At 70.8% G+C, this 6,187-nt stretch carries 9 protein-coding genes and 1 pseudogene; 4 read left to right on the top strand and 6 right to left on the bottom strand.

Annotation, left to right across the window (positions count from 1 at the left end; all coding sequences use genetic code 11):
• Together AC2VNT_RS13170 and AC2VNT_RS13165 are read right to left on the bottom strand one after the other, a co-directional pair.
• Window positions 1–598: DUF3159 domain-containing protein (locus AC2VNT_RS13170; RefSeq protein ID WP_486947286.1), on the bottom strand; the 598-nt coding region annotated here is incomplete at its 3' end.
• Between the two features lie 32 nt (window positions 599–630).
• Window positions 631–1,002, bottom strand: coding sequence for an OB-fold nucleic acid binding domain-containing protein (locus AC2VNT_RS13165; RefSeq protein WP_486947285.1), 372 nt, complete (start codon window positions 1,000–1,002; stop codon window positions 631–633).
• A gap of 139 nt (window positions 1,003–1,141) precedes the next feature.
• Here AC2VNT_RS13165 and AC2VNT_RS13160 point away from each other — a divergent pair, with 139 nt between their 5' ends.
• On the top strand, window positions 1,142–1,846 hold the full coding sequence (locus AC2VNT_RS13160; protein ID WP_486947284.1) for an alpha/beta fold hydrolase: 705 nt from the start codon (window positions 1,142–1,144) through the stop codon (window positions 1,844–1,846).
• 19 nt (window positions 1,847–1,865) lie between these two features.
• On the opposite strand, the gene AC2VNT_RS13155 is transcribed toward AC2VNT_RS13160, so the two are convergent.
• Together AC2VNT_RS13155 and dut are read right to left on the bottom strand one after the other, a co-directional pair.
• Complete coding sequence (locus AC2VNT_RS13155; RefSeq protein WP_486947283.1) at window positions 1,866–2,603, bottom strand: DUF3710 domain-containing protein; 738 nt, start codon at window positions 2,601–2,603, stop codon at window positions 1,866–1,868.
• Between the two features lie 61 nt (window positions 2,604–2,664).
• Window positions 2,665–3,126: pseudogene (gene dut / locus AC2VNT_RS13150) on the bottom strand (dUTP diphosphatase); the annotation flags it as partial.
• Between the two features lie 25 nt (window positions 3,127–3,151).
• On the opposite strand from dut, the gene AC2VNT_RS13145 reads away from it, so the two are divergent.
• The gene (locus AC2VNT_RS13145; protein WP_486947282.1) at window positions 3,152–3,628 is read left to right on the top strand and encodes a DUF3093 domain-containing protein; all 477 of its coding nucleotides are present in this window, start codon (window positions 3,152–3,154) and stop codon (window positions 3,626–3,628) included.
• 9 nt (window positions 3,629–3,637) lie between these two features.
• Here AC2VNT_RS13145 and AC2VNT_RS13140 read toward each other — a convergent pair whose 3' ends face one another.
• Window positions 3,638–3,940 (bottom strand): DUF4193 domain-containing protein, encoded by a 303-nt coding sequence (locus AC2VNT_RS13140; protein ID WP_486947281.1) that lies wholly within the window; start codon window positions 3,938–3,940, stop codon window positions 3,638–3,640.
• 174 nt (window positions 3,941–4,114) lie between these two features.
• On the opposite strand from AC2VNT_RS13140, the gene cei reads away from it, so the two are divergent.
• Window positions 4,115–4,765, top strand: coding sequence for an envelope integrity protein Cei (cei, locus tag AC2VNT_RS13135; RefSeq protein WP_486947280.1), 651 nt, complete (start codon window positions 4,115–4,117; stop codon window positions 4,763–4,765).
• 4 nt (window positions 4,766–4,769) lie between these two features.
• Here the strand turns inward: cei and AC2VNT_RS13130 are convergent, their stop codons facing one another.
• On the bottom strand, window positions 4,770–5,627 hold the full coding sequence (locus tag AC2VNT_RS13130) for an inositol monophosphatase family protein (protein WP_486947279.1): 858 nt from the start codon (window positions 5,625–5,627) through the stop codon (window positions 4,770–4,772).
• Between the two features lie 95 nt (window positions 5,628–5,722).
• Between AC2VNT_RS13130 and AC2VNT_RS13125 the strand changes: the two genes are divergently transcribed.
• Window positions 5,723–6,187, top strand: a 465-nt coding sequence (locus AC2VNT_RS13125) for an ROK family protein (RefSeq protein WP_486947278.1), incomplete at its 3' end; no start/stop codon positions are given.

The raw sequence follows: 6,187 nt of genomic DNA, 5'->3' as shown, positions 1-6,187 counted from the left end.
CGGCGGTGACTTCCGGGGTGCCGCCCGGCATCATCCGGCGCACCGCCTTGATCGCCAGGTAGGTCACCACCGCCGCGACCGCGGTGAGCGGGACGCCCATCGCGATCCGCGCCGCCGCTAGCCAACCGGTGCGGTCGGTGCCGTAGAGGAAGCCCTGCACCACGAACCGGGACGTGAACACCAGCGCCCAGGCCAGCGTCGCGGCGTCGAAGATGTACACCGCCCGGCGCACCGCGCGCCAGTCGTGTCCGCGGTCGCCGAGCCAGCTCCACAGGTAGCCGACCGCCGGCCGGCGGATCAGCACCGACCCCAGACAGACGATCGCCGACAGCAGCGACGTCACGATCCCGAGCAGGAAATACCCCTTCGACTCCCCCATCAGGTAGGCGATCGCCGCGCAGATCACCACTCCGAGGAACCCGGATATCGCGGGCTGCGTCGACTCCCGGCGGATCAGCCGCCAGACTAGGATCAGGCCGGCGACGGCCACCGCGGCCACGATCGCGGGCACCAGGCTGGACAGACCGGCGGTGATCACGAAGACCAGCACCGGCACCGCCGAGTAGGCCAGCCCGGCCACCCCACCGATCTGGTGCATCACCCGCTGGGCGAATTCGTGGTTGGCAGGTGTCACTGCTGAATTTCGTAGTGCGGGTTGTAGATCGCCTTGGCTCCGCTGTCCAGCTTCCCCAGCCGACCGTGCACTCGAAGGGTGCGACCCGAGTCGATACCCGGGATGCGCCGCTGGCCCAGCCACACCAGGGTCACCGTGTCGGTTCCGTCGAACAACTCCGCCCGGACCCCGCCGGCGCACCCTCGGGCGTTCGCCTCCACGCTGCGCAGCGTCCCCACCATGGTGACCTCCTGGCCGCGCCGGCAGTCGATCGCTCGCTGGGCACCGGTGTTGAGGGCCTCGTCGGAGATCTGTTCGACATCGCGCAGCTCGGGATCCTCGGTCAACCGTCGGGTCAGCCGACGCAGGTAGTTCTCCGCTGACGCCATCACTGCTCCTGATACTCCAAGGACATCAATGCAAACACTCCAGGCGTCGGGTCCAGTCCGCTTCGGCCCGATCATTTCGCGCAGATGACACGGTAGACCCGTTGCCCACCGTTACCAAACGGCCCGGCACGATCATGGGGTGACACTCGACCTGCACGGGCTGACGGCCGTTGTGCTGCCGGGAACCGGCTCCGACGACGACTTCGTCCGCCGGGGGTTCTCTGGATCGCTGCGGCGAGCCGGCGCGGTGCTGGTCGCGCCGCGCCCGCAGCCGGATCGGCTGATCGACGGCTACCTGGACGCCCTGGACGCCGCCGCGGCCCGCCACCGGTCGATCATCACCGGGGGGGTCTCGATCGGCGCGGCGGTGGCCGTGGCGTGGGCGCTGCGCCGTCCCGAAGCGGTTTCGGGGGTCCTGGCGGCGCTGCCGCCGTGGACCGGCGCACCCGGGGCCGCCGCGGCCGCGCAGGCGGCCCGGCACAGCGCCAGTCTGCTGCGCCGCGACGGGCTGGCCGCGGTCGTCGCGGACCTGCGGGCGTCCAGTCCGGCCTGGCTCGCCGACGAGCTGGCCCGATCGTGGACCCGGCAGTGGCCCCGGCTTCCCGATGCGATGGACGAAGCGGCCGGCTACGTCGCACCGGGCCGCGCCGACCTGGCGCGGCTGGACGTACCGCTGGGGGTGGCCGCCGCGACCGACGATCCCGTCCACCCGCTGGAGGTGGCCGGCGACTGGGTCGCCGCCGTCCCGCGGGCGGCGCTGCGCACCGTGACGCTGGATCAGATCGGCGCCGACCCGGCGGCGCTGGGCGCGGCCTGCCTGGCCGCGTTGGCCGAAGCCGGCTGAGCTGAGCCGCCCATTGCCGCTAGCCGCCGGTGATGGTGCGTAACTGCTGCATCGCCGACCCGTCGACACTGCGCCGGGCAACCGGCTCCGGCGGATCCTGCTGCTGTTGCTGGGCTGCCTGCTGGGCCGCGGCGGCACGCAGCTGCTCGGCCATCGGCTCAGGCAGCTGCACCGGTAGCGGCGTGCGCACCGGCAACGGTGTGTCACCACGCCGCACAACGGTGTCGGTCAACGCGTTTCGCGCCTCGGAGACCAGCGCCTCCATCGTCTCCTGGGCGCCGTTGACCACGCACCGGATCATCCACCGGTAACCGTCCACACCGATGAAGCGAACCGCGCCGGCTCCGGTGCCGATCACCTCCCGGCCCCACGGGCCGTCCACGATGCTCACGCTGGCCGAGTCCTTGCGCAGCGCCTCGGCCAGCTCGGCGGCCACCTCGCGCCATAACGCCCCCGTCTTCGGGGCCGCGTAGGCGGCGATGCTGAACCGGCCGTTGCGGGTTACCAGCCACACCGCGCTCGGCACGCCGGACTCGTTGAGTTCGACCTGCACCTGGCCGCCCTCCGGCATCGGGATCAGCACCGAGCCCAGGTCCAGGCGGGCCAGCGCCGCCTCCGACGGATCATCGAAGTCCTCGATGTCGAACGGGCCCTCGAGTTCGTCGGATTCGTCGTCGTCCCGGGAATCGACCTGGTCCGGCTCGATCGGCGGCGATTCACCCCCGGCCTGGCGTCTGCGCTTGCTACCGAATGCCATGGCAGGCACTGCCCCCTTCATCGCTCTGCGTCGTCGCGGCGACGTGACGGTCGTCGCCGGCCAAGGTCGCATGCCCGCCCGACGATCCGTGCCCGCCAGCGCCCCTGCTGGTCTCGGCAAGCCCGGCATCGTCGAATGACGTCACCTCGACCAGCTCGGGAAGCTCCACCCGCTGGATCAGCAGCTGGGCGATGCGGTCGCCGCGCTGCACGGTGATCGGCACCCCGGGGTCGAGATTGATCAGCGCGACCTTGACCTCGCCACGATAACCCGCGTCGATGGTACCGGGACTGTTGACGATCGAAAGCCCCATCCGCGCAGCCAAACCGGACCGCGGGTGGATCAGGCCCACCATGCCGACCGGAACCGCCACCGCGATCCCGGTCGGCACCAGGGCTCGCCGGCCGGGCCCGAGCTCGACGTCGACCGCGCTGTACAGGTCGACACCGGCGTCACCGTCGTGGGCGCGGCTCGGCAACGGCAGCCCTGGATCCAGGCGCACCACCGCCAGACTGGTCGACACGAAGCCAAAGACTACTCTCAGGCAGGTGTCCGGAACGCGCACCACCTCGCTGACCGTGCGCTACCGCGAGCGCCTCGGTGTTCCGTGGTGGTGGTGGCCACCGGGTCTGTTCGGGACGGGACTGATGGCCTACGAGGTGGTCCTGGGGATACCCAGCCTTCCCCGCTGGCTCCCGTTCGCCGTCGTGTTCGCGCTGACCGCCGGCGGGCTGCTGTGGCTGGGACGTGTCGAGGTTCGCGTCACCGACGACGGAACGCGGGTCGAGCTGTGGGTGGGCGACGCGCACCTGCCGACGACGGTGATCTCCCGCTCCGCCGAAGTTCCGCACTCCGCCAAGTCGGCGGCGCTGGGGCGTCAACTCGACCCGGCCGCATTCGTGGTGCACCGCGGCTGGGTGGGTCCGATGGTGCTGCTGGTCCTCGACGACCCCGACGACCCGACGCCCTACTGGCTGGTGAGCTGCCGCCGCCCGGACCGGGTGCTGGCCGCGCTGTCCAGCTGAGCGATTCGGTCAGGCCGCACAGTCGGTGCAGATCATCACACCGTTCTTCTCGCTGGCCAGGCGGCTTCGGTGCTGCACCAAAAAGCAGCACGAGCAGGTGAATTCGTCCGCCTGCTTGGGAATGACCCGCACCGAGAGCTCCTCGCCGGAGAGGTCGGCGCCGGGCAGTTCGAAAGACTCAGCGGTTTCGGACTCGTCGACGTCGACCACGGCCGATTGGGCCTCGTTCCGCCGCGCCTTGAGCTCCTCCAGCGAATCCTCGGATACGTCGTCGCTCTCGGTGCGCCGCGGGGCGTCATAGTCGGTAGCCATCGCCTGTTTTTTCCTCTCCCCTTCTAACCCTGCAAGCAAAGCTTTGTACCAGCGTCGAACGCATCCGCCAAACGATTCGTGCCCATATCGCGGCCTATTCAACTGTGATTTACATCACAGCTTCTGATCTGTGGTGCTCGCCGGTGCGTGACACCCCCGGATAGAGTGCCTAACGTGGTCACCCAAATCACCGACGGCACCGCCTTTGACAAGCACGGCCGGCCGTTTCGCCGGCGCAATCCGCGGCCGGTCATCTACTTCCTGGTGGCCTGCTTCCTGGTGACGGCGATCACCTGGATCATCGCGTTCACCCGTCCGGAGGCCACCCGCGAGGTGGCGGTGTGCAACCCGCCGCCGCCGCCGACCGCGCCGGACCAGCCGCGGCTCGGGGCGCCGATGACCCGGAACTCGATGATGGGCGTCAGCCCGGCGAAGCTGGCCGAGACGAAGATCCGTGTCCTCAACGCCGGCGGCCAGGCCGGCCAGGCCGCCGACGTGGCCGACGCGCTGCGCGACCTGGGTTTCGCCCAGCCGACCGCTGCCAACGACCCGGTCTACGGGGCCACCCCGCTGGAATGTCACGGGCAGATCCGCTTCGGCGACGCCGACAAGGCCAGCGCCGCCTCGATATGGCTGACGGCGCCGTGCACCGAGCTTTTCCGCGACGACCGCGCCGACGACTCGGTCGACTTGGTGATCGGCACCGACTTCACCGCCCTGGCGCACGGCTACGACATCGACTCCGCCCTGGCCAGCCTGCGGTCGGACGCGTCGGGGCCGGTGGATCCGGCGCTGCTCGGCAAGATCCACGCCAACACCTGCTGACCGGCTACTCCGGGATGGGGGCCAGGCCGTCGAAGCGGTCCAGGACGCCGATGAACTCCTCGGCGATCCCCGGCGCGGCGACCGCGATCAGCCCCGCGGCGCGGGCGGGATCCTCCGCCTCGGGTATTCGGACCCGGGCACCCGCCTCGGCGGCGATCAGCGACCCGGCCGCGTAATCCCACACCTTCAGCCCGTGCTCGTAGAAGGCGTCCAGCCGACCCGCCGCGACCATGCACAGATCCAGCGCCGCCGACCCGATGCGGCGCACGTCGCGCACCACCGGCAGGAGGTGGGCCAGCAACTGCGCCTGGACGGCACGGCGGCGCGCGGAGTAGCCGAACCCGGTGCCCAGCAGCGCCATCGACAGATCCTCGATCCCGTTGCATCGCAGCGGAGCGGTGCCGTGTTCGTCGGCGACCTGCGCGCCAAGCCCGGCCGCCGCCGAATACACCTGCCCGCCGACCACATCGGCGACCGCACCGGCCACCGACACGCCGCCGATCCGGGCCGCAACCGACACCCCGTAGGCGGGCACGCCGTAGACGAAGTTCACCGTCCCGTCGATCGGATCCAGCACCCAGGTGACCCCGCCGCTGTCGGTACCGGCGAGACCGCCCTCCTCGCCGAGCACCGAGTCGCCCGGGCGGAGGTCGGCCAGTCGTTCCCGCAGCAGCCGTTCGGTGTCGGTGTCGACCACGGTCACCGGATCGGTGGGACTGCTCTTGGCCTGCACCGTCGTGCCGTCGAGGTGATGTCCGCCGAATACCTCGGCGCGGCGTCGCCGGACAAAGCGTGCGGCCTCGCCGGCCAGGGTTTCGGCTACCGAACGCAGCTCTGCGGGGCTGTCCGTGGGTGTCGTCATCCTCCTATCGCAGCACAACCGCCGCGGCGACGCGCCAACGGCCGACCGCCGGACTAAGGTGTGGGCGAAACCACCCGCCTCGCCGAGGAGCCTCGATGACCGGCACCGATCCGACCGCCGACCCAACCGGTGCATCCGGCCCTGCGGCCGCCGCCGCACCGCGCCGTGGATTCGGCATCGACGTCGGCGGCAGCGGCATCAAGGGCGGGATCATCGACCTCGACACCGGCACGCTGATCGGCGATCGCTGCAAGCTGTTCACCCCGGATCCGGCGACGCCCTCGGCGGTGGCCAAAGTCGTCGCCGCGGTGGTCAACGAATTCGGCTGGACCGGCCCGCTCGGGGTTACCTACCCGGGCGTGGTGACCGGCGGCGTCGCCCAGACCGCGGCCAACGTCGACAAGTCGTGGATCGGCGTCAACGCGCGCGACGTGATCTCCACCGAGCTCGGCGGCCAGGAAGTGGTGGTACTCAACGACGCCGACGCCGCCGGGCTGGCCGAAGCCCGGCACGGGGCCGGCAGGGGTGTTCCCGGGGTGGTGTTGCTGCTCACCTTCGGG

This window comes from Mycobacterium sp. TH-M15 (assembly GCF_057473705.1).
Note: the sequence above shows the minus strand (reverse complement) of the source record. Positions and strands in the feature narration are given on the sequence as shown.

What these genes read in the sequence shown, in the direction of transcription:
- AC2VNT_RS13155 (WP_486947283.1), bottom strand. Translation starts at nt 2,603, where the DNA reads ATGGCATTCGGTAGCAAGCGCAGACGCCAGGCCGGGGGTGAATCGCCG.
- AC2VNT_RS13130 (WP_486947279.1), bottom strand. Translation starts at nt 5,627, where the DNA reads ATGACGACACCCACGGACAGCCCCGCAGAGCTGCGTTCGGTAGCCGAA.
- AC2VNT_RS13165 (WP_486947285.1), bottom strand. Translation starts at nt 1,002, where the DNA reads ATGGCGTCAGCGGAGAACTACCTGCGTCGGCTGACCCGACGGTTGACC.
- AC2VNT_RS13140 (WP_486947281.1), bottom strand. Translation starts at nt 3,940, where the DNA reads ATGGCTACCGACTATGACGCCCCGCGGCGCACCGAGAGCGACGACGTA.